Origin of the sequence: Bacillus sp. LLTC93 (assembly GCF_002993125.1) — a bacterium.
Classification (GTDB): domain Bacteria; phylum Bacillota; class Bacilli; order Bacillales; family Bacillaceae; genus Bacillus; species Bacillus zhangzhouensis.
In genome coordinates, this window is sequence record NZ_PVME01000003.1 from 766,568 (window position 1) to 789,526 (window position 22,959).

Genomic DNA, 22,959 nt, shown 5'->3' on the forward strand with positions numbered 1-22,959 from the left:
CTTTGTCCCCTTACTGATCCTCTTTTTCAAGCTGATGGAATAGCTGGAGCAATTCGATTTCAGCCATGGATTCTAATCTGACATCATATTCTTCAAATTGCAGTGTGCTCGTCACTTTGTTTGGGACGATGACACATTTCATGCCTGCTCGTTTCGCAGCAACTGAGCCATTCACAGAATCCTCAAATGCCACGCAATCTTTCGGCTCTACACCTAAGCAGCTTGCGGTTTGCAAATAAAGTTCTGGGTTTGGTTTGACTTCTTCCACATCGTCTGACGTGCGGATACATTCAAAGTAATCGAACAGTCCAATTTGCTTGAGGTGATCAGACACCCATTTATAATCTGAGCTGGAAGCAAGTCCAATCTTGATCCCCAGCTCCTGAGCTGCTTCTAAATAAGCTTCTACGCCTGGTCTTGCTGATTCGTCCTTCATTCTCTTTTGAAAACGGGAACGCCGGTCCGCTGTGAGAGCCTCATGATCTAATGTCTTCCCTAACTGCTCTTCCAAATATTCAAATGGCTTAAAGCCTGCCTGCGTACCGATGACATTGCCCCATACAGAAAGAGGCAGCTCCGATTCATGCTCTGCAAACATTTCCTGTAAAACCTCATATTCATGTGTTTCTGTATCTAAAATTAATCCGTCAAAATCAAATATAATCGCCTTTACCAACGAGGCCACTCCTTTTTTTACGAAAGTCTGAAACATGATACTCATTGCTATCATATCGCGAATAAAATTGACTTTCAAAGATGAATGTCTGCTAAAATGATTATGTATAAAAGGAGCCTGCATCGTTTTGTCAGGCTCCTATCATGTTCGATTCATTCTGCAAGAGATCCAAGCGCTCCGATTCGTGGAGAAATAGGCAATGTTGAAAAAGAGCGGGTTTGGTATTACAGATCGTGAAGGTTTCTCCGTTCCCTTAAAAATAGTATGTGCGACCATCTTGTAAGTTAACAAGGAAGTTCACACCATCTTTTACGCATTTTGAAGGTGACGGCTGGCAAAATCGTCGAGATCAAACGGAAAAGAAAAGCCGCAGGCGTTGACCTGCTCACGGTTTCGCTCGAATAGCTCACGATCTCGTTTGGTGAGATGACGTTTCGGTTTTACAATAATGGTATGTAATAGCTGAAGTCCCGATAAAATACGAAAAGCATCATCCATCGTCCCGTTATATACCCCATCAATGAATGTAAGCGGGCGCTGTTTTTGACGCGCTTCCTGCTGCTCTTCATTGATCACATGGGATAAAAGATCTTCAACATCCTTTGATAATTCTTCAATTGCCTGCTCCTGCATGTCTGTAGCAGCTTTCATTAATCTCACGTGACATCTACCTCTCTGTCGTTATTTCTCCATTCAGAATAGCACAGAAAAAAAGGCGTTCGCTAAGGTAAGTGTTTCCTATATATACCCAAAGAGAGGAACGGATATCATGATCATAAAAGGACATACACTCTCACTAAAAGTAGGTGAGCAGCATCACGGCACTTCATTAAGCCATTTTTTAAAAACAGAAGTGTCTGCTTCTAAACCGATCATTCATTTTTGGATGGAGTATCAAAAAATACGTCTAAATCAAAAACCTGCCCATCACGCGGCAAAAGTCAGTACAGGTGACCAGATCATCATCGATCTATTTGAAACGGAAGAAAGTGATGTCACACCAGAATACGGTGATTTAGAGTTGCTCTTTGAGGACGAGCATTTATTGATTGTACAAAAGCCAGCTGGCCAACCAACGCATCCGAATGAAAAAGGACAAATGGGCACATTGGCCAACCTTGTCGCCTTCCATTTTCAAGCAAACGGGGAAGAAAAGCGGGTGAGACATATTCACAGGCTTGATCAAGACACAAGCGGCACTGTCATTTTTGCAAAGCACAGGCTAGCACATGCTGTACTTGATCAAATGCTTTCTAACAAAACGATTAAAAGAACATACATCGCCCTCGCAGAGGGACTGTTCAAGAAAAAGAAAGGCACCATCAACGAGGCAATCGGCCGCGACAAACACCATGCAGTCAGACGGAGAATCTCTCCTACTGGACAAAGTGCTGTGACCCATTTTCAGGTCATCGAAATCAATAAACACCTACAGATGACAGCCGTCAAGCTTCGTTTGGAGACGGGAAGGACGCATCAAATCCGTGTCCATCTTAGCAGCCTCGGGCATCCTTTAGCTGGAGATACATTATACGGCGGTATGCGAGATCACATGAATAGATGCGCCCTTCATGCCAAAAAAATAGACATGAAACACCCATTTACAGGAGAGCATCTCACCATAGAGGCGCCTCTTCCACCTGATATGGCAGAGCTAATGGACAAGATCATACATTAAACGAAAAAGAGCCTGCATATATGATCAGGCTCTTTTTTCATTTCGCAGATACTCTTTTTGCATAAATAATGTACCGCTCTGGTGCATTGCCAACGAAATGAAATGGATAGCAAGTGGTTAACACTAGCTCTTCTTTTTCATTCTGCAAGGTGATAATGGATGTATCATGCTGATCCACAATTTTCGTATGTGTGATTTCATAAACAAACTCACCATACGGCACAGTGATTTTCAGCTGATCTCCAATGTCAAGCTCGCCTGTCCGGCGAAACACCGTGTCCCGGTGGCCTGACAGAACGATTTGTCCATTTTGATCAGGGTAATAACTGCCTTTATAATGTCCTACCCCTTTGGCAAGGTCGTCTGCATCCGTTCCCTCAACAATAGGAAGGTCTGCTTTTAATTTCGGAATCGTCAGGATGCCAGCGGCTTTCCCCATTTCAGGAGCAAACTGCTTCTTTGACATCCCTTGATCGACCGCCACGGCCTTCTTCGCTTCTTCTAATGATTGTGCTGTTTGAAGGTGAGTAGAGGCGATTTGCCAAATTCCCCAGCCGAGCAGGACAATACCTGCTGTCATCACAGTAAGTGCCAGCCACTTTTTCATGCTTAAGCTCCTTTGTTTGAAAAACCATTACAACTACTTAGATAATATTTCCTTCAGCTTGCTGCTGCCTTTTCTTCTTGTTTTGCTTTTTGAATTCGTCCCTCTTTTTGATACACAATGGAAGCACCCTCAAAGCTCTTCACAAATTCAACGGTTGCTTCTAAATCTTCTGGGCCCGTTTCAGGATTTTTCCCGAGCCTGCCTATCGGCGCATATTTACTTCCAGTTGCGGTTGCCATGAAGTTATTCACCGTGAGAGTATAGGTTTGATCAAAAGCAACGGCTGAACCATCTGGCAGCTTCAAGTCGACTACTTTATATGTTAACGGATCATAGGAATATGAAAAGCCCGAAATACTATAATCTGGCCCAAATTGAGGAGATATTTGCGCTTCAATGATTTCAACCAAGTCCTTCCCCTTAATCTCCAGCTTGACTAAAACGTTGCCGAATGGCTGAATATTAAAGAGATCTCCCCAAGTAATCGGCCCTTTTTCGAGGTTTTGCCTGATGCCACCACCATTCATCATGGCAAAGTCACTTTTCATTGAATATCTCATGCCATCGGCAATGAGGTTACCAAGCGGTGTATCTCCATCATTTGAATAGCCGCCTTCCATTTTTACGCCTGCTTCTCCAACAACCTCACTAATGATTGGTTCAACTTCTTTTCCGTAATGAGCTAAAATAGCGGCTGCTTCTTTGTCCTTTTCAATACCAGATTGGTCTACATACTGGATGTAAGCACTCTTTTTGACAATATCCTTCGTTTTCCGGTCAAGTGTTACACTCACTTCGCCAATTGCTTTCCCATATTCAAAGGCTTGAACGATTAGTTTCCCATTGACCTCTCCATTGACCACTTCGTGATTATGTCCTGCAAAAATGACATCAATTTCGTCATCACCTTCTTTGGCAAGCTTCGCACTCTCCCCAGTAATGGTATCTCCATTTTGAGAGGCTGTCATATGAGCCAGCACCGCAATGGCTTTGATCCCTTTTTGCTTTAGTTCCTTCGTTGCTTTATTGACGGCTTTTACTTCATCTGTAAACTGGATGTCTTTAATCCCCTCTGGCATCACCATTCCTGCGGCTGACTTCGTCACAACACCGATAAATGCGACAGGAATTCCTTCGACTTCCTTGATTTCATAGGCAGGTAAAAGTGGTTTGCCCGTATCCTTGTATTCACAGTTCGCACAAACGAGTGGAAAGTTCTGGCCCTCATACCCCTTTGTGCCTTTAGGGTGATCTCCACCATTTAAGATACGCAATAGCTCGTCTACGCCTTCATCAAATTCATGATTGCCGACTGTGCCAACATCAAAGCCTATGTTCTCCATGAGTTCAACTGTTGGTTCATCTTGCAGAAGTGAAGATACCGGAGAGCTTCCACCAATCATATCCCCTGCATGGACCGTTATCGTATTTTTGTGTGCTGCTTGTTTTTGTTTCATATATGCCGCGACATAATCCATTCGTCCGTACATTCCTTTACTGCCATCACCCATTATATCCAGCTCGTATTCTTGATCGATTTTACCATGTAGATCATTCATGCTTAAAATCGTTAAAGGTACTTCGCTCGATTCCTCTGCCGGCTCATATCCAGCCTGCTCTGCTTCCTCTTTTGAAGCAAAAAAGACACGTTTATCTACGTCTATGTCTTTCCAGTTTTGAGGGGATACGTAGGTTTTCTCAGATGAATCACCGACATAACGTGTGAGTCCTTTTTTCTGCTCGCGTGCTCTAAATTCAAATGGCTGTTCCAGCAGAGGGTCTGCTTCGTTCCAAATGCCAAGCCCTTTTTCCTTCGCTTCTTTGACGGCTTGTTGGAACGTATGATAGTCTTTTTCATCTCCAACTGGCCAGATGAAATAAGTAGGGGCATAACCTTTTTTCACAAGCTCTAAATTTGTATTGATCCCTTTTTTGGTTTTCACTTGAGCTAGCAGACGTCCGTAGCCATCCTTCGCTTCAGGACCAATGTTTAACGTGACTTTATCACCGCTTGAAAGAAGCGATTTTAAATAGTCAGTCGCTTGCTGTCCAAAGCGCAGTTGGTTTTGATCTAATTCATTTTTTGGCTTATGGTACGTTTCTGGCGTGTCCATATTGACAAAGCGCACCTTTGTTGTACCAAGCACCGGTTGTTTTAAATGAATGGTATCTCCATCCACCACGCGGTCAACCGTTGCCTCATATTCTTTCTTGATTTTTGGTGGCTTTGGCTGGCGTTTCAGTAGTTTGACATCATTCTTGTGTCTTGGAAGCACCTGCAGCGTATCATACCTGCTTAAAACCCCTGTAAACTCATACCATTTCCCTGCCTTTACTTGATCAATGGCACCTGTATCGACCATCACTCTAAGGACGGTACTGTGATATTTTTTATCTATGACGGGCACATTGTATCCACCACCAGCAGGCTGATCCGGCTTTGATTCCGCGTAGCCTTTTATCTTCACAAGTCTTCCTTCATATTTACCTGCCTGATCCGTTTCCAGTTGTTTAATGGAGACTCGCTTCGGCGCTGGCAATGTTTGATTCACAGCATCTATCCTCAGACGGTCTTGATCTGGCACAATTTCGATCAGCCCTTTATAAGACGTGACCTTGCCAGTCACCGTCACCTTCATGCCGGCTTTTAGTGCCGGGAAACTTTTGGGTTGCGTGGAATAAATATTGATTCCAGCCGTTTTGTCCTGAATATATGTCGATAGTTTCCCATTGCCTATAGCGGATTGATCTGCTGTCACAATTCCGCTCACCGTAACCGTCTCTCCTATCAGCTGACGGGCTTTCTTGATCTTCATTGGCTTCATTTGTTTCCACACGGTTTCCTTCTTCTCAGACGCCCTAACCTGCTCTGCTGTCATCACACCTGGCAGTAAGGATTGTAGACTAAAGATCACCAAAATTAAACAGCAGAGCATTCGAATTGAAAGTATACGTTTCATCAGACCTCTCTCCTTTGAACTTCATCTCTCATAGTGTACAAAGTAAATATTGATGTTGAATGGATTTCATGTAAAACTTATCTCCTTCAACTCATTGGAAACGCAATAATCACCCGTGTTCCCTCAAAGCTTTTGCTTTCAAAACGAATGGTGCCGCCATGGCTTTCAATGATTTTAATGGTCATCATCAATCCAAGGCCCGTCCCTTTTTCTTTCGTTGTATAAAAAGGCTCACCCAGTTTCCCCATTTCATCTTCTGGTATGCCCTTTCCTTGGTCTTCAAATATCAACATCATTTGATTGGTTTTCAGTACTGAGGTCACTTGGATGACACCTGTCACGCCATCCATTGCTTCAATTCCGTTTTTAAGGATGTTCAGGAAGACTTGTTTCAGTTCATTCGGTATGCCTTGAATGTTTGGCAGTGACGGAGAAAGGTTTTTTTGAATGGACACGCCTTTTAAGACCGCCTGCGATTCAACGACCATGATGACTTCTTCGAGCAGAAGATTGACATGTACCGGCTCAAATTTCACAGATTTGCTTCTAGAAAGCACTAGGAATTCGTTAATAATCGCCTCAAGCCGATTAAACTCTGACATCATCACATCTGCATAATCCTTCTGATATTTTTTACTTTGAATCATCAGCTGTAAAAATCCCTTTAACGACGTCAGCGGGTTACGTATCTCATGGGCAATGCCTGCTGCAAGCTGACCAACTGCCGATAGCATCTCAGACTTCATCAGCATCTTCTCTGACTGCTTTTGATTGGTAATATCCTCTGAAATCCGCATCACGGTTGCCTGCATTTTGTTAGGATCATCAATTCGATGTAAAGAGACTCTCTCCCATCGTTCGCGTCCTGATAAATCCTGAAAGTACAACTCACCTGTCCAGCTGCCATCTCTTAAACAAACGTCCCATTGCTTCGCTAAATCATCACATTGACATAGCGAATGGTAGACAGAAAAAATATCTTTGCCGATCAGGTCATATTCATGCTGCTGTACAAACTGACAAAAACGCTGATTCACGCATTGGATGATTCCTTCCTCTGTTGCGACAACAATATGAATATGGCTGTTATCAAGTGCTGTCACCGCAAGATGAAGCGACTGCTTGATTTTCGTCATTTCCGTCATTTTAATCCATGTCATCACCGCTCCCTCATGATCCTGATCAAAGATAGGTGTAATTTGAACGGTGAATTGCTCTCCTTCGTTCGTTTCAATTTCACGTTCGATGACACGCCTGTCCGATATGACGGATTGAATATCATCATAAAGCGTTTCCTGCGCTAGCTTTTTAGCCATTGACTGAAAGGATTGCTGGTGCCTTATTTGAGCTGAAGTAAATAAAGAGGCAGCTGTAGGAGCGTAATAGCGAATATTCATGTCCCGGTCCACAAACAACGTCGCAAGCTCTGGCTTCACAGAGGGTCTGTACAGTTCTTCTCTTGTCACCTTTAAGTTGTTTATGATATTAATCAAATGTTCGTGTTTTTTCTCAAGCTCCTCTATTTGCGTGTTTTTTGCTTTTAATTGAGCCCTTGCCTCTTGCTCCTTTTGTTTGACTTCATTGAGTTCATTTTCTAAATCGACAATACGTTGTTGATAGACTGAATTCTGATCTGGCATCCCTTTGTCCCTGCTGTTCTTTTGATTTTTCCCTCTCTCATTCATCCGAATAAGAATGACGTATACTCCCTTAAAACGGCGATCAAAACTTTTCACGGTAAAATCTACATACTGCTTTCTGCCTTTTTCCGAAATAAGAACATGCTGAAACACAACCTCTGTCTCGTCTGTCCACACTTTTTGAAAGGTTTGACTCAACATCTCTTTCATATAATCAGGCGTCACATATTCACATGATTGATTTGACACTTCTGTATGTTCTAGGAAAGAATAGGCACCCTTTGATATCGCCAGGATTTTGTCACAATCGTTGATCACCATGCATGCGTCATAATCCTTGCTCACTTCTTGCATATATTGTGCAGCTCGCTCTTTTAATTCCACATAATGAGCGTCATGTGCCCAAGATACATTGTATTTAGGAACGTTTGAATGGGTGTAAATGTTCCACTTTTCATTGAACAAATGAAACAAGCGAGGAATATTGGGTACAGTTTCATTTGGCCCTAATATCAACATTCCTTGATCTTTTAAAGCATATTGGAATCGGGACAACACTCGTTTTTGTACTTCAGGCTGGAAGTACATCAGAACATTTCGGCAACTAATAAAATCGAGGTGGATAAAAGGTGAATCGATCAATAAATTGTGAGGTGCAAAGACAATATGTTTTCTAAGCGACTGCTTCACAATAAAAGCGTCACCTTTTTTTTCGAAATATCGCGCCCGCCATTTTTCTGGCATTCTTGCCATAGACTCTACCGAGTAAAGACCTTTACTGGCCATTTGAATCGCTTTCCGGTTGATGTCTGTTGCAAACACTTGAAGTTCAATAGACATTTGTCTTCGCTTCATTTCTTCTAAAAATAAAATCGTAAAGGAATAGGCTTCTTCCCCTGTAGAACATCCCGCAATCCAAATGCGGCATCGAGATTTCCCGTTTTTCATCGTATTTTCAACGATCGACGGAATGACCTTATGTTCACATACTCGAAAAGCCTCCATATCTCTAAAAAAAGAGGTCGTGCCGCTGAGAAGCTGTACATGTAAACGGTCAAGCTCATCTGGCTCCCTTTCTAATAAACGATCGTACTCTGATAATAATGAAATCGGTTGTTTTGCACTCCGCATTCGTTTTTGAATGACAGAGAGTATCCTTTTCCTTTCATAGGTTGAAAAGGCAATTCCTTTATACATTTCAAGACGTTCAATCATTCTAAGCAAAACGGGATCTGCATCATCTGCATGCGGGACATTGATGATATTGGCGATATATGCTGCAAGAATTGAAGGGTCTTTGAATGTTTGATGATACATGCTGTCAAAACCACTTTCTATCTCACTGCATGATAAGGCTGTACCACCTTGATCCACCAATTGAAGCAAACCACTCCCCACACAATGACCTTTTTGAAAAAAGATCGCAAAGGCCTCTTCCTTTTGCACACTGGCAAGTGACTGAAAAAGCGAGTCGACAGAGCATGCCTTGTTCGTTAGAAGCTGCTCTGATACGTGCAATCGTTTGTCTTCTGTTAACGTGACAACCGAATGCTGCGGACAAAAATAAATCTTATTTTCCATGACTTTCTCACCATGCTTAATCGTTTTTGCCCGGTAGCCAATCGGTAAAACAAGTGATTCCAAATCAGTTATACAATCGCCCGTCACATGATTTTGCACAACAATAAAAGAGGCATTTATTTCATTTGGAAACGATTGAAAAAAAGCCTCAAGATGATGCTGTTCAAACGGCGAAACACCGATGCCAATCACTGGTGCCTGCACATGTTCGTCTTCTATCAAACGATTAATGATTTTGTCCTGCATCTGCTACCCCCATGTTCATTCGTCTGATACTTTTTTTCGACAAAAAGGAAGAAAACCCTCTAATTGTAAATAATGTTTTTTGCATGAAAGAAGGAAAACATCCTCACATTAAAACAGAATGTAAAAACAGAAGGAGGAACCTCTATGCAAAACGAGCAGCAACCACCATTTCAAGGAAGTGCCCCGCAGCCTGAGCTCAACCATGGCGGGCATGAGTTATTTGATTTACATGAAATTTTAGCAGGCACGATTAATATTCTGGATCAATATTTAATCTTTCGGCAGTTTATCCAAGATCCTGCATTATCCGACATTTTAGATCGACAATATCAATTCGTTTTATCCCAGTACAATGTCACTGTAGATTGTTTTTCTACTGGACAAAAGCCTAGTGAAGAAACCGCTACTTATATGATGAAAGAGCCTACACAGGTGACGTACGGGATCAAACCTTCTCAGCCGAAGAAGCCAAATCAGTCATTGCAAGATGTAAAAGATGCAGGTATCACAGGGCATATGCTCGGCCTCGTGAAATCACATGCAGGATTACTAGCCATGACATCACTAGAAGTAACAAATCCAGTTGTCAGACGTGTGCTCGCAGCGCAAATTCCGAACTTTATCGAAATGGCGTATGAAATTTTCTTGTATCAAAACAAACATGGCTACTATCAAGTCCCTCAGCTTTCTGTACAAGACATGAAAGCGATGACATCTACATTTGTTCCAATGCAAGGACAGGTTCAAATGCCGCCAAGCAAAGCCAATCAGCAAAAGCCGCTTCATTAAAAAAACGGCTGACCCCTTTCTCTGGTCAGCCGTTTTTTCTTTGATACATCACTTTAAACTGTTCTTCAAATTCTGAGAGCCGCTGCCCTGTCGCCTGCTCAAAGCCTCTATCAAATCGGCCCTCTTTCGCCGTTTCCTCCATGATCTCATGTATGATGTTTCGTCCGTAAAGCTGCACCAGCTCATAGATCATATAATAGCTTTGTAAATAAACATCTGTCTCATACGTCATCCGAGAGTCTTGCCAGTCTTGATCAGAATGAAGAGATTGAAAAGGAACGACGTCGAACCGTTCAGACGTAGCGTTTAACACGTCATAGGCCGTCCACTCTGCTGTTCCTTCATGGAACCAAAGAGGAAAGATCACTGGAGACACCTTGTATGCATGGACCTTTTCATAGAAAACAAAATGAGCATACTCATGAATGAATAACGTGTTGAAAAAGTATAAGGGCAGTGTCTCTTTCTTCAATAATTCTTCCCGTTTATCTGGGTATAACCCAATCATTTGATCATAATCGGAGTAAAAACCCGTAATTTGCTTGATGCCGGCAAATTGTTCGATCGTGTCTTTATCATCAAAATAAATAATGTCTAAAGGTTTGTCAGGTTCAAACTGAAACACTGCCGATGTCCTCTTCTTTGCCTGATCCAAAGCCTCTATTGTCAGATCCACAAAGACGTCCTCTTCCTCCGCATAGTAAATTCTGATATGTTCATAGACTTGCTTATTGAGTCCCTCCGTTAAAACCGTTTTAGGAGAAGACTGATGCTCTAAATATTGTCCTGTCAGCTGAAACGCAACATAAATCAAGTACGCGGTGAAAGCATAAAAAATCAGACCTGCTGCAATCATTCCGCCTACAAGCTTTTTATGAATCAATGACGGCTTGGCTTTCATTTACTCCCCACCTGAATTCATCCTGCAACCTCTTTCTCTTTCTATGAAGAAACAAAGATCAACAAGAGGTGATATATTTTTTACTTTATGCAGTCAGGTGCGCGAGGTGCGGTTCCAAACAAAAAAGCCGCATATGACATACGGCTTTTGTCGTAGCTATTTTGATTCAGGGAAGACACGTCTAACCGTTTCAGTAAATTCATCGAAAAATCCTGAAATTGGCTCTCCGCTTTTAATACGTTTTCCGTACCCTTTCATACGATCAACAAAGTCTGGATTAGCGGATACATACACGTTATCGATTTGTTGATCCGTTGATTTGACTTTGTCTGAAATTTTCTTTTTCAAATCGTCAGTCACGTCACCACTTTTATTGCCTTCGAGCACGACGGCAACAAATGCATTTTTCCCTGTGACAAGCACGTTCGCTGTTTTCACTTCAGACATGTTGGCTACAAGCTCTGACGCCTTATCTGCCACTTTGACCTTTTGTGGCGTTTGAACATCTGGCTGATCCTGTCTCAGGTTGTCGTTCTTATATGTGACATTTTCATACTGTCGTTTCATTGTTCCTCTTCGTTCATCGCCTTGGTTGTTCATTCCACACCCAGCGGTGATTAATGTTGGAACGAGTAGTAAAGATAGCATCCATTTCTTATTCATCAATTATTCCCTCCTTTTGCTCATAGGTTTTTCATCCAAACGACTTTTTATGCACACATCCTCTATTTCAGCAAAATGAATTCATAATTCAGCTATGTTTGGTCATCCTAAACATGATGAAGAAGAATCATCATGATCAAATGGAGGGATTCGTTTGTTTAAAAAAAGAAAAGGCATGAGCACTGGCGCAATGATCGCAGCATCAACAGCTATCATTGCATTATTCTCCCCGGTTTTACGAAAAAGGCTGAAAAGCATGACGCAAATGAATATGTCTTCAATGATGAAAGGCAATGATCATCAACATCATGAGCCATCTCGCCATGAATCACACTCGCACCAAGAATCAAAAGGGACTGCTGAAGTAGGTCAAATGATCAAGCAAGCGTTCACAGCTGTCCAGCCAAGTCACACAAATCAGCATCAGTCACCTTCAAGAACCCATCAGCCAAGAGAGTCTTATGCACAGTCTCTTCATATTGATGAAAGTGTCATGAACGTGCTGGATGATGAATCTATCCAGCAAGCGATCAATGACATCGAGCACAAATAAATGAAACAGGAGCCTTCATGAAAAAGGCTCCTGTTTATTCTCCTGAAAAATGCTCTTTGACCATGAGACAAAAGGAAGGCAAAAAAGTAATTTCAATCGATGTGATGAATCTGTGACGATCATCATCTAAAATGAGCAAAAGCTCTTTTTCTCCCTGCCGATCTTTTTTAATATCTATACGTCCCACGGTTTTAAAATCATATATCCCTGAAACCTTCGCATCCTCTTTTCGAACGATCTTTAAGTAAAACTCTTTCATCTCTAACGACATCGTGATCACGAATCGCTCCTCTTGATTCTCAAATCGAAACGTCAGATCTTGATATTCAATAGGCATATCTCGTTCAAACCCTTCATCAGGCTCTGTTTCAAAAAAAGAAAGCCATTCCGCTTCATTTGGAAAGCGTTTTCTGCGCAATCGGTTCATCCTCCTCATAAGTGAAATTTTTATTAATTATCTTTTTTCCCCTTTTCTTTTGCAACAAATTTTAGTAATTTTAAAAAGGTGATTTTATTTTGCTAAGAGACCTCTTTATTAATTTAACAATTCTTGTCACTTTCCATTATTTATTTATGCTTGTGTTTAAAGAGAATTTTTTAAAGAAAGAAGATACCTTACTCAAACAACTATGTAAAGGCATGCTTTCTGGGTTACTCGGTGTCCTCTTAATGTTCTTCTCTATTAAAGCAGGACCAGCCATCATCGATTTAAGACATATCCCCCTTATTTTAACGGCCTTTTATGGAGGTATCGCGCAAACGTTCATTGCGGCATGTATTGTCATCATTGGGCGATTATTAATCGAAGCAAACGTCGCTTCTTTCATCAATATTTTTTCCATGATGATTATCGCAACAGCCTCTTTTTTGATTGCTGAACGCCATATCAATCATGTTGTGAAAATGCTGTTATCCATCACGATAAGCAACGTGATTGCAACCATTTTGTTTATCACCATCGTCCATGAGACATCATTTGAACTGCATTTTGCCTATTGGATTTTCTCATATATTGCCGGGTTGTTTAACTTTTATGTCATTGAGCATCAAACAAAAGCATATCAGCTATTAAATTTGTATAAATTCCAGGCTCACTATGACTTTTTAACAGGTGTATTAAATAAACGGAAGTTTGATGAAGTATTAAGTCATGCTTTTTCTACGAAATGGAAGCAGTCTATTCATCAAATGTCCCTTATTTACTTAGACATTGATTACTTTAAATCCATTAATGATCAATATGGACATCACGAGGGAGATATCGTTTTAAAAGAAATTGGAACAAGGTTGATTAAAAACACAAGAAGCTCAGATTTTATTGGGCGGATCGGCGGCGAGGAATTTGCTGTCCTTCTACCGAATTGTTCAGTTGAAAAAACATGGCAAATTGCAGAACGATTACGGAGAAAAATAGCGGATCAGCCGATTTATTTACAAGATGGAACGTCCATTCAAACTACTGTGTCAATTGGATGTGCATATTATCCCGGAACGCATACAGACATCAAGAAACTACCCATTATTGCTGACCAAGAGCTTTATAAAGCGAAGCAGTCAGGCCGAAATCAAGTAAGCTTTTCAGAGAGAATGAGAAACCATTTGACATAGGTCTTTTCCTCAATATGTTAGAGCTCATTATTTTTAAAAAAGTTTTCGGATAACAGTTGTTTTTTCCCGCAAACACTGGTAAAGTAAAGGTAATTATTTTTGTTCGTATCACCTTTAAGAAGAAAGTTTTGAAAGAGTTTTCGTCTTTGAAGTTTGTGTAAGAGCAAGAATAGTGAATTTAAGCGTTAAGATCGCTTTAGGAGGAAATTTCATGTTAGAAGGTAAAGTAAAATGGTTCAACTCTGAAAAAGGTTTCGGATTCATCGAAGTAGAAGGTCAAGACGATGTATTCGTTCACTTCTCTGCTATCCAAGGCGAAGGCTTCAAAACTTTAGAAGAAGGTCAAGCAGTTTCTTTCGAAATCGTTGAAGGTAACCGCGGACCACAAGCTGCTAACGTTAACAAAGCGTAATTTAAGAGCATCTGCTCTTTTAGCACTTTATAGAGTGAAGGAAAACCGCTCGGCTTCTGCCAGCGGTTTTTTTATGCAATAAAAAAGAGAACCTGACGAGAGGTTCTCTTTTTATTTGTCCTTCTGCTTTAGCTTCTGCAAAGCAGAACGATACATATCATCATTCATTTTTGTCTCTGGTTCTTCTTTTTTGACAGGTGGTTCTGGCTGCTTAAACTTTTGAAGCGCCTGTCTATAGAAATCGTCGCCAGACACGTGATCGTCCGTTTGAGAAGGCTCTGACGCTATTTCTTCTTCTTCAGGCTCTACAGGTCTCGCCGCAACTTCTGGCTCGCTGCGCGGCACGTCAGGCTGATTAGACACATCTTCTTTAATCTCTGCCTTCTCGACCGAAGCGTGTCTGACATTGAACGCTACTAATCCGATAATGACTAGAACAGCAGCTACTAACGCTACAATAATCGTCGCCAAAAGAACCCTCTCCTTATCGCTTAAATGATGCAGTGACTGATGCTACACGTCTTCCTAATGCTTTGCCGAGTTCAATGCCTTCCGTAGACATCAATTCATCAGAATCAATTGGACATGTCACACCTGCTCCATAATAAGAGCCGTATAAAGCATTCTCTGGAACATTTCCAGGAAGACCTACCACAAGCATCCCTTGATGGAACATTGGCGTAATCAAATTGTGCATCGTCATTTCTAAACCGCCGTGTGTTGTAGCAGTTGTACAGAAAACAGCACCGACTTTATCGATGAGTTTTCCTTCTGCCCATAAGTAGCCAAGACGGTCAATCCATGTCTTTAATCCAGAACTAATGGTACCAAAGTGACCAGGGCAGCCCCAAATGATCGCATCCATTTGATCAAGCTTGCGAATGTCCGCATCTTTCACATGATCAATGAACACTTCAGCTTGCTCTGTTTCATCTGCACCCGCTGCAATCGCTTCTGCAAGTGCTTTTGTATGGTCGCCTTCACTATCATATACGACATAAATTTTCATGTACGGTCCCTCCACACTTATCTTGCATCTTGGTTTGCTTCCTTAGGTGCTGGAAGCAGCGTCATTTCTTGTTTCTTATGTTGCTGATCTTTTCGTTTTTTATCCTTACGTACATCTCGCAAGAACAAGCTGAGAATGACACCAGCCGCACAGAATAATGTGACCCACATGTAAGCATCATTGATGCCCATCACGTTTGAATCGACCTGTGCTTTCGTAAAGAGCTGGGTGGATACATATTTTTGAGCAGCTTCTGCTGTCATCCCCATATGATGCATCACATTCGACACAGCCGTTTGGAATGAATTCATAAAGAATGGGTCAGCTGTATTCGTCTGATCCGCCATATTCGAATAATGGAATGTCGTCCGATTCGTATAAATCGTCGTGATCAAACTCGTACCGATTGAGCCGCTAATTTGTCTTAATGTGTTAGACATCGCTGTACCATGACTGTTTAAATGCTGTGGTAATTGGTTCATCCCAGCTGTCATAACAGGCATCATCAGCAGTGACATACCAAATGCACGTACTGCATACATGAGCACAATGTGACTATAGGATGTATCAATGGTCAGCCTTGTAAACTCGTATGTGGTGACAACAGTAATCAGCATTCCCACAATCGCAAGCGGACGAGGTCCAAATTTATCAAACAAGATCCCTGAAATTGGGGACATAATCAGCATCGCAAGTGCCCCTGGAAGCATTAACAGACCCGATTGCAATGCAGTAAACCCAACGAGGTTTTGCAGATAAATCGGAAGTAAGAACATTCCAGTGTATAAGGCAACAGTAATAATGATGTTAATGACACTTGATAATGAGAAAATGCTGTATTTAAACACACGGAAATCAAGCATCGGATTATCAGCTTTTAGCTGTTGGAAAATAAAGAGAATGATCGCAATCGCACCAATAATAATCGTCGATAAGACGATCGGATCTGTCCAACCATCACTCCCCGCTTCACTCACTCCGTATAGAAGCGAAGCAAAACCAACGATTGAAAGAATCGCACCAAGGGTGTCCAGCTTGATTTTTTTAGGCTCTACAATATTTTTAAACATAAAGAAAGCCGCGATAATGACAATCAAACCGATTGGTACAAGGCCATAAAACATAATACGCCAAGAATAATGTTCAATAATGTAACCAGATAATGTTGGTCCTACAGCTGGTGCAAACATCATCGCGAGACCAAAAATCCCCATTCCTTTCCCTCTGCTTTCCGGAGGGAAAATAAAAAGGATTGTTGTCATGACGAGCGGCTGCAAGATACCGCCACCGATTGCTTGAATCAAGCGGCCAATGAGCATCGTAGAAAAGTTCGGCGCAATGCCGCAAATAAATGTGCCTAGTGTAAATGAGATCATGGCCACTAGGAATAAGCTACGCTGTCCAAAACGTGTGATTAAAAACGCGGATAACGGAATCAGCACACCGTTGACAAGCATGTAACCTGTTGTAAGCCACTGAATGGTCGTTGCACTCACATTAAATTCAGTCATTAAATGGGGCATGGCTACGTTCAGAAGCGTTTGGTTTAAAATCGCTACGAACAAACCAGCCATTAAAATGATCAGTAAAGACAAGGAGCCTGTTCCCTGTTTTGTCGCTGCAGGTTGATTTGCCATCTCAGACAACCTCCTTTCATTTTTTGATATCAGTCATCATTAAGATGAGATTTTGACAGAAGCATTCATACCTGGAAGTACTTTGTCAGATGGATTTTTAATTGAAATTTTGACGGCTACTTTTTGTGTCACTTTTGTATAGTTACCACTTGAATTTGTTGCTGGCAGCATGTTGAATGTTGAATTTGTCGCATAACCAATTTGTTCAACAGTTCCTTCGAATGTTGTATCAGGATCACCATCTACCACGATGTCGACTTTGTCGCCTTTTTCAATGTTCTTAATGTCTGTTTCTTTGATATTCGCTGTGATATAAAGCTTGCTTAGGTCAATTGTTTCACCAAGAACTGTACCTGGCTGCACTTGTTGGTTGTTTTGCACTTCTTTTTTGACTAATGTGCCATCAGCTACTGCTTTAATGTTTGTTTTTGCTTCTCCTTCAACTTTTGCAACTGTGCTGTCCTTTTGCACTTCGTCACCTTCATTGATATCCCAGCCTTTGATTTGTCCAGCTGCTGGTGCTGTAATTTGATACATGTCTCCTGTCACTTTTGCCTCGTCTGTTTTCACAAAGTTTGTGCTTTCGTAGTAGTAATAAGCACCTCCGGCAATAATGGCAAGAATCACAATAAGGCCAATAATATTCGTTAGTAATAAACGCCCTCTGTTCATGTTTTGTTTCTCCTTTCATGTATAAAAATATAGTGTCATCTGCTTTAGCAAGCTTAGAATGCCCATCATCTGACAGAATATGAAACAAGATCATAAAGATGTCATTTTCCCTTCATCTACTCCGCTGAAAAATGGTGTGCAGCCCATTTATACTTATTGTTCACTCATGAGCAAAGAGCAGAAAAAGAAGAAAAGACGATCGGCATCTTTTTTGAAAAACTTATATTTAACAAGATTAAATATTAATAAATGAAAATTGAAATGTCAAAGAGAAAGTTTTACTTTTTTTCTGGTGATCCTTTCCTTCTCCACAAAAAAAACCTTTCAGCCCTTATACTGAAAGGTTTTTTCAAATGTTCTCTTTAAGAAAGAACTTCTTCCTGCTGAAAAAATTTTTTTAATGCGAGAAACACGTCTGATTTTTGCTTCAAAATATAATAATTAAATTTCTCATCCTGAATATGCTTATATGCTGACATTAACGTAGAATGACGGTTATATTGATTCACTTCACCATAACAGAATAAGTTGGCTTTTTTCATAATCTCTTGAACAAGCTTCACACACCGCGCATTGTCGGAGGTCAGATTATCACCATCAGAAAAATGGAAAGGATAAATATTATATCGTGACGGCGGATATCGTTCATCTATGAGCTCTAGTGCCTTTCGATAGACAGACGAGCAAATGGTGCCCCCGCTCTCCCCCCGTGAGAAGAAATGTTCCTCATCGACAACCTTCGCCTCTGTATGGTGGGCAATAAATTCAATATCAACCGTCTCATACTTTGTCCGTAAGAAACGTGTCATCCAAAAGAAAAAACTCCTAGCCATATACTTTTCCCAAAGTCCCATACTTCCGCTCGTATCCATCATCGCCAAAACGACGGCTTTCGACTCTGGTTTGGTCACTTCATTCCACGTTTTATATTTGATATCCTCTGGATAAATTGGATAAAAGGAAGGACTTCCCGTCATCGCGTTTCGTTTAAATGCCGACAACATCGTTCGTTTTTTATGGATATTTCCTGTTAAGCCCGTTTTGCGAATATCATTAAACTCAATTTGTTCGACAATGATGTCGTCAAGCTCCTTTTGTTTAAGGTTAGGCAGTTCTAGTTCACGAAACAGCGCTTCCTCCAGATCCATTAATGAGACTTCTGCTTCGTAATAATCCTCACCTGCTTGATCTCCAGCGCCTTGCCCCTTCCCTTGCCCTTGCTTACTATCTGACCCATCACGCGCGACCACATCACCAACCTGGCTGTCTCCATCCCCTTGCCCCACATGCTTATTCTTGTCGTAGTTGTACCGAATTTTATATTCATCTAATGATCGAATTGGAATTTTGACAACATCTTTCCCATTAGACATGATGATGCTTTCCTCTGTGACAAGATCCGGCAAATTGTTTTTAATCGCCTCTTTGACTTTTTTCTGATGACGCTGCTGGTCGTCATAGCCTTTTCGATGGAGGGACCAGTCTTCCTGAGAAACAATAAACTGACTTTTTTCTTGCTGGGACATCCATCCCCCTCCTCACCTGTTTGCGCAATTATTCTAACCATCGATTCCTTTATCGTATGCTGCCTGTCATCCAAGATGACGATCATTTCTAAAAAAGACATTACCGGTGCTGATATGCGCCAATAATGCCTCCTTCATTTATTAACGATTCAGAAGACTACCTACATATTTTAAGAGTTCATTTGCACTTGTTGAATTATAGCCATGCTCATCAATCAATCTAGCCACTACTTCATTTACCTTTTTCAGCTGCTGTTCATCTGGTGTCTTCGTCGATGTCGTAATTTTAACCACATCTTTTAGATCAGCAAATAACTTCTTCTGAATCGCCTCTCGTAATCTCTCATGAGAATTATAATCAAAACGTTTGCCCTTTCTCGCATAAGCCGAAATACGAATGAGAATTTCTTCTCGGAATGCTTTTTTGGCATTTTCAGAAATACCGATCTGTTCCTCAATTGAACGCATAAGCTTTTCATCAGGATTCATTTCTTCACCAGTTAACGGGTCACGCAGCTTGTTTTTATTGCAGTAAGCTTCGACATTATCTAAGTAATTATCCATGAGTGTTTTCGCAGACTCCTCATAGGAATACACAAATGCCTTTTGAACTTCCTTCTTCGCAATATCGTCATACTCTTTTCGCGCGACAGAAATAAAATTCAAATACCGCTCCCGATCTTCATTTGAGATAGACGGATGCTGATCGAGCCCTTCTTTTAAGGAACGAAGTACATCCAGTGCATTGATCGATTCCATATTCTTTCGAATAATGGTGGATGAAATTCGGTTGATCACATAACGCGGGTCAATTCCGCTCATCCCTTCGTCATGAAATTCCTTTTTCATCTCATCTATGTCAACAGATTGAAAACCTTCGACACTTTCCCCATCATACAGACGCATTTTTTTCACCAAATCAATATCAGACCGCTTCGGCTCTTTGAGTCTCGTCAAAATAGAGAACATCGCCGCCACCTTCAGCGTATGGGGTGCAATATGAACGTCTGAAACATCACTTTCTGAAATCATTTTATGATAAATCCGTTCTTCCTCTGTCACCTTTAAATTATAAGGAATCGGCATCACAATAATTCTTGAATGAAGGGCCTCGTTCTTCTTATTTGAAATAAACGACCGGTACTCGGTTTCATTCGTATGAGCGACAATCAATTCATCCGCACTAATCAAGGCAAATCGGCCTGCCTTAAAATTTCCTTCCTGCGTTAATGAAAGAAGGTGCCATAGAAATTTCTCATCACACTTTAACATCTCCTGAAACTCCATCATTCCGCGGTTTGCTTTATTGAGTTCCCCATCAAACCGGTATGCACGAGGGTCTGACTCTGATCCAAATTCAGCAATGGTTGAAAAATCGATGCTGCCTGTTAAGTCGGCAATGTCCTGAGATTTCGGATCAGACGGGCTGAAGGTACCAATGCCGGTCCGTTTATCCTCTGAGAAAAAGATCCGCTCAACCCTTACATCCTCAATTCTGCCGCCATATTCCTCTTCCAATCTCATCATATTCAGAGGCGACAAATTCCCCTGCACACGAATGCCATATTCTCTATAGAAATCCTCCCTCAGATTTTGCGGAATGAGATGAAGCGGGTCTTCATGCATGGGGCAGCCTTTGATCGCATAGACTGCGCCATTGTCTGTCAGGGAATATGCTTCGAGACCTCTTTTCAGCCTTGTTACAAGCGTAGATTTCCCGCCACTTACCGGTCCCATCAATAATAAAATACGTTTCCGCACATCTAATCGCTTTGCAGCAGGGTGGAAATATTCCTCCACTAGCCTTTCCAGTGACTCCTCTAATCCAAAAAGCTCTTGATCAAAAAATTTGTAGGTTCTGACCCCATTCTCCTCTTCAATCCCGCTGTCTTTAATCATATGATAAACGCGAGAATGAGCAGATTGAGCGACAAGTGGATTTTCTTTAATAATGTCTAAATAATCGCTGAATGTGCCTTCCCATTTCAGACGCTGCTCTTCTTCTCTGTACTGTTCAATTTTCTTTAAAATATCCATATGAACCTCCTCTTTCAAGATTGAAGCTAGTAATCAGATACTGTTTTACAATCTATGCGGAGGCGTCCTATTACATGCTTTCGTTCTTCAAAATGACGAATTGGCAAACTGAATTGACAACCATCCGCAAGACCCTTCATAATAAAGGAAAAACAGGAGAAAAATGATCTTCTTCTCCTGCTTTTCAAGGCGAACTTCACATCATATGAAACAGGCAGCGAGTAGGAACAAAGGGATAAGGGGGAGCATATATGAGAACGGTCATTATGATGGGCGTCATCATTACGTTTTTAGTATCCATTTTCACAGCTGGCTACGAAGGCAAGCCTGGTAAATGAAAAAAAAGGATGTTCCATCAGCGGAACATCCTTTTTTCATTTAGTTCGTTGTTTTCAGCACTTGCATATTCACTGTATTACCCGATACCTGAATCGAAGTAAAGTCTTGCGTATCTATCACCGGTGTGACTGCTCGATTATCTAATGTGATATCAGTAAAACGAGTAGAGAAGTTTGCCCGAATATCTTTCCGATAAATATCGTCAGTCACTGCAACCGTCGAAAGTAATTTCCATTTGGTCACAGAGCCAATATTTGAGTTTTGAATTTCTGTGATAATGCGTCCTGTATAACCAACATTGTTTGTCCCCCAGAAAGTCGCTCTTGTATGTCCATTCAAATTTTTATAAATGGTCATTTGAACAGTACTTCCAGGCTTAAATCCTTTTGTATACGTAAAATCACTCTGTCCTTCGATATATGTTTCTTGATTATTTGTCCCTACCTTCATCGTAGGTTTCCATACATTATAGGTTGGACTGTATTGAAGACCAATATCCGCTTCTTTTGATCCTGTGAATCCAGAATAAATATAAGCTGTCCCATTAGACACACTCATCGTGGAAGGAAGTTGAATTTTTGTGACCAATATAGATCCATTACTATTGATATAAGTACGCCCGCCAATTCCTTTAGATAATTGCGCTGCTTCTATTTCCTGCGTCTGAGAGAGACCTGGAATACTGACTGGAATGGCCCCCATTAAAATAGCTGAGCTAATGGCACTAGTGATCAGTAGTTTTTTCATCTCATTATTCCTCCTAATGGATTCATCATTTTTGAAAACGTGATCACAATCTATCATACTACCTATTTTTTAACATGTCAAAAAAAGTATAAATAAGTCATATTTTTCATCTCCCTGCTTCTAATCTCACATAAAAAAGCCGAGATCGGTTTCTCGGCTTTCATCATGATCTTATATGAGATCTCGATATTGCTGCTGGCGAAGTGCCTCATAAACAAGGATTGCTGCTGTATTTGATAGATTAAGCGAACGAACATGCTCTGTCATCGGTAAACGAAGACAGCGGTCCATATTTCGTTCAATTAGATCTTTCGGCAATCCACTTGTCTCTCTGCCAAAGACGAAGAAATAGTCTTCATCTAACTGAGAGTAATCAAACGTTGTATGCGGTTTTTGGCCAAACTTTGTGATATAGAAGAATTGTCCCTTCGGATGCGCCTCAAACAATTCATCGAGCGAATCATGATAGACGACATTGGCATACTTCCAATAATCGAGTCCAGCACGCTTCAGCATTTTGTCATCTGTCGAAAAACCAAGTGGACGAATCAGATGAAGTGTTGTATTTGTTGCTGCACATGTACGCGCAATATTTCCAGTATTAGCTGGAATCTCTGGTTGATATAAAACGACATGAAGTCCCAAAAAAGTTCACCTCTAATTTTCTTTTCCGCTCAA

21 protein-coding genes are annotated in these 22,959 nt (G+C 41.1%); 5 read left to right on the plus strand and 16 right to left on the minus strand.

Annotated elements, in window-relative coordinates; genetic code table 11:
- Positions 1-10: 10 nt before the first annotated feature.
- The gene (locus C6W18_RS13470; RefSeq protein WP_105927907.1) at positions 11-676 is read right to left on the minus strand and encodes an HAD family hydrolase; all 666 of its coding nucleotides are present in this window, start codon (positions 674-676) and stop codon (positions 11-13) included.
- Between the two features lie 309 nt (positions 677-985).
- Positions 986-1,336 carry a DUF5365 family protein gene (locus C6W18_RS13475; protein WP_105927867.1) on the minus strand — a complete coding sequence of 117 codons (351 nt, stop codon included), beginning with the start codon at positions 1,334-1,336 and terminating at the stop codon, positions 986-988.
- Between the two features lie 109 nt (positions 1,337-1,445).
- On the opposite strand from C6W18_RS13475, the gene C6W18_RS13480 reads away from it, so the two are divergent.
- Positions 1,446-2,354, plus strand: coding sequence for an RluA family pseudouridine synthase (locus tag C6W18_RS13480; protein ID WP_105927868.1), 909 nt, complete (start codon positions 1,446-1,448; stop codon positions 2,352-2,354).
- A 37-nt stretch (positions 2,355-2,391) separates the two neighbouring features.
- On the opposite strand, the gene C6W18_RS13485 is transcribed toward C6W18_RS13480, so the two are convergent.
- The 3 genes from C6W18_RS13485 to C6W18_RS13495 form a co-directional block, all read right to left on the minus strand.
- Positions 2,392-2,961 carry a class D sortase gene (locus C6W18_RS13485; protein WP_105927869.1) on the minus strand — a complete coding sequence of 190 codons (570 nt, stop codon included), beginning with the start codon at positions 2,959-2,961 and terminating at the stop codon, positions 2,392-2,394.
- 53 nt (positions 2,962-3,014) lie between these two features.
- Positions 3,015-5,921, minus strand: coding sequence for a 5'-nucleotidase C-terminal domain-containing protein (locus C6W18_RS13490; protein WP_105927870.1), 2,907 nt, complete (start codon positions 5,919-5,921; stop codon positions 3,015-3,017).
- Positions 5,922-6,007: 86 nt separating this feature from the next.
- Positions 6,008-9,388 (minus strand): CheR family methyltransferase, encoded by a 3,381-nt coding sequence (locus C6W18_RS13495; protein WP_105927871.1) that lies wholly within the window; start codon positions 9,386-9,388, stop codon positions 6,008-6,010.
- A gap of 144 nt (positions 9,389-9,532) precedes the next feature.
- On the opposite strand from C6W18_RS13495, the gene C6W18_RS13500 reads away from it, so the two are divergent.
- Entirely contained in the window at positions 9,533-10,177 is a 645-nt protein-coding gene (locus C6W18_RS13500; RefSeq protein ID WP_034321661.1) for a spore coat protein, read from the plus strand.
- 25 nt (positions 10,178-10,202) lie between these two features.
- On the opposite strand, the gene C6W18_RS13505 is transcribed toward C6W18_RS13500, so the two are convergent.
- Together C6W18_RS13505 and C6W18_RS13510 are read right to left on the minus strand one after the other, a co-directional pair.
- Entirely contained in the window at positions 10,203-11,078 is an 876-nt protein-coding gene (locus C6W18_RS13505) for a hypothetical protein (protein WP_105927872.1), read from the minus strand.
- Between the two features lie 156 nt (positions 11,079-11,234).
- Positions 11,235-11,741 (minus strand): YhcN/YlaJ family sporulation lipoprotein, encoded by a 507-nt coding sequence (locus C6W18_RS13510; RefSeq protein ID WP_105927873.1) that lies wholly within the window; start codon positions 11,739-11,741, stop codon positions 11,235-11,237.
- A 154-nt stretch (positions 11,742-11,895) separates the two neighbouring features.
- Here C6W18_RS13510 and C6W18_RS13515 point away from each other — a divergent pair, with 154 nt between their 5' ends.
- Positions 11,896-12,294, plus strand: a complete 399-nt coding sequence (locus C6W18_RS13515) for a spore coat protein (RefSeq protein ID WP_105927874.1) — start codon at positions 11,896-11,898, stop codon at positions 12,292-12,294.
- Between the two features lie 34 nt (positions 12,295-12,328).
- On the opposite strand, the gene C6W18_RS13520 is transcribed toward C6W18_RS13515, so the two are convergent.
- Positions 12,329-12,721, minus strand: coding sequence for a hypothetical protein (locus tag C6W18_RS13520; RefSeq protein ID WP_411266075.1), 393 nt, complete (start codon positions 12,719-12,721; stop codon positions 12,329-12,331).
- Between the two features lie 89 nt (positions 12,722-12,810).
- Here C6W18_RS13520 and C6W18_RS13525 point away from each other — a divergent pair, with 89 nt between their 5' ends.
- Positions 12,811-13,902 carry a GGDEF domain-containing protein gene (locus C6W18_RS13525; protein ID WP_105927876.1) on the plus strand — a complete coding sequence of 364 codons (1,092 nt, stop codon included), beginning with the start codon at positions 12,811-12,813 and terminating at the stop codon, positions 13,900-13,902.
- A 211-nt stretch (positions 13,903-14,113) separates the two neighbouring features.
- Positions 14,114-14,314 (plus strand): cold shock-like protein CspB, encoded by a 201-nt coding sequence (gene cspB / locus C6W18_RS13535; protein WP_003212277.1) that lies wholly within the window; start codon positions 14,114-14,116, stop codon positions 14,312-14,314.
- 111 nt (positions 14,315-14,425) lie between these two features.
- Here the strand turns inward: cspB and C6W18_RS13540 are convergent, their stop codons facing one another.
- The 8 genes from C6W18_RS13540 to trmL all read right to left on the minus strand — a co-directional run bounded on the left by C6W18_RS13540 (position 14,426) and on the right by trmL (position 22,926).
- Complete coding sequence (locus tag C6W18_RS13540) at positions 14,426-14,785, minus strand: hypothetical protein (protein WP_105927877.1); 360 nt, start codon at positions 14,783-14,785, stop codon at positions 14,426-14,428.
- Positions 14,786-14,798: 13 nt separating this feature from the next.
- The gene (locus tag C6W18_RS13545) at positions 14,799-15,323 is read right to left on the minus strand and encodes a flavodoxin family protein (protein WP_105927878.1); all 525 of its coding nucleotides are present in this window, start codon (positions 15,321-15,323) and stop codon (positions 14,799-14,801) included.
- Between the two features lie 17 nt (positions 15,324-15,340).
- Positions 15,341-16,960, minus strand: coding sequence for a DHA2 family efflux MFS transporter permease subunit (locus C6W18_RS13550; RefSeq protein WP_034321682.1), 1,620 nt, complete (start codon positions 16,958-16,960; stop codon positions 15,341-15,343).
- Between the two features lie 39 nt (positions 16,961-16,999).
- Positions 17,000-17,632 carry a biotin/lipoyl-containing protein gene (locus tag C6W18_RS13555; protein WP_007497037.1) on the minus strand — a complete coding sequence of 211 codons (633 nt, stop codon included), beginning with the start codon at positions 17,630-17,632 and terminating at the stop codon, positions 17,000-17,002.
- Positions 17,633-17,994: 362 nt separating this feature from the next.
- On the minus strand, positions 17,995-19,158 hold the full coding sequence (gene yhbH, locus C6W18_RS13560) for a sporulation protein YhbH (RefSeq protein ID WP_034321685.1): 1,164 nt from the start codon (positions 19,156-19,158) through the stop codon (positions 17,995-17,997).
- A 141-nt stretch (positions 19,159-19,299) separates the two neighbouring features.
- Positions 19,300-21,195: a PrkA family serine protein kinase gene (locus C6W18_RS13565; protein WP_034321687.1), complete on the minus strand. Its 1,896-nt coding sequence runs from the start codon at positions 21,193-21,195 to the stop codon at positions 19,300-19,302.
- A gap of 378 nt (positions 21,196-21,573) precedes the next feature.
- The gene (locus C6W18_RS13570) at positions 21,574-22,281 is read right to left on the minus strand and encodes a YrpD family protein (protein ID WP_034321690.1); all 708 of its coding nucleotides are present in this window, start codon (positions 22,279-22,281) and stop codon (positions 21,574-21,576) included.
- Between the two features lie 171 nt (positions 22,282-22,452).
- Positions 22,453-22,926, minus strand: coding sequence for a tRNA (uridine(34)/cytosine(34)/5-carboxymethylaminomethyluridine(34)-2'-O)-methyltransferase TrmL (trmL, locus tag C6W18_RS13575; RefSeq protein ID WP_003211950.1), 474 nt, complete (start codon positions 22,924-22,926; stop codon positions 22,453-22,455).
- Between the last annotated feature and the right edge of the window lie 33 nt (positions 22,927-22,959).